General features: G+C 57.3%; 1 pseudogene. It reads right to left on the minus strand.

The window, feature by feature from the left end:
- Positions 1-625: pseudogene (locus H3V53_RS43255) on the minus strand (acetyltransferase); the annotation flags it as partial.
- Between the last annotated feature and the right edge of the window lie 31 nt (positions 626-656).

Genomic DNA, 656 nt, shown 5'->3' on the forward strand with positions numbered 1-656 from the left:
CGAGATCTTCCATGCGTGCCAGCGTCAGGCGGCCCGGCAGGTTGGTGGCCGCAATGAAATCCAAAGGGTTTGAAAACGGCTGAATATCCCGATACATCGTGACAGGGTCGACTATCAGATCCTCGACGCTTTCTCCATACGCGTTGTAGTTGATCGCTTCCCCCAGTTCACGCAGCCGCTCTTCTTCGGGAGGCGGCAGTGCACACGCGATGGCAAGCCGATGCGCCGCATGGGCAAGGTTGTCGCCGTACGCCGCGACTATCGCCCACAATCTGTTCTCACCCCGAAGATAATGATTCACGATCAGGCCGGTGCATGTATCGGCTGATGTACCGATATGCGTAGTCAGTCGGGCAACGTGCGGAATGCGACCTGGAAAGTGATGATCGAAATAGTCGATGTTGACACCCCGATCGAGAAGCGACATCAGCGAAGCGCGGTTGGAATCGAGCGAGACATCAAGCACAGTCACGCTATCGCCAGACCGTGCCCTTACGCGACGCAGCAGGCAGACATCGCGCTTCACACCCGTGACGAGCTGCGCATCGACAGGATGGTTGAGCCTCAGTTGATGCAGCGAGCAGATACCGTCAGCGTCGCCGTTAAACACATCGAATTGAGCCACCTGTCACTCCATTGGAGGGAAGATCGGGCGT

The sequence above is a fragment of the Paraburkholderia bengalensis genome (genome assembly GCF_037126505.1).
GTDB lineage: Bacteria > Pseudomonadota > Gammaproteobacteria > Burkholderiales > Burkholderiaceae > Paraburkholderia > Paraburkholderia bengalensis.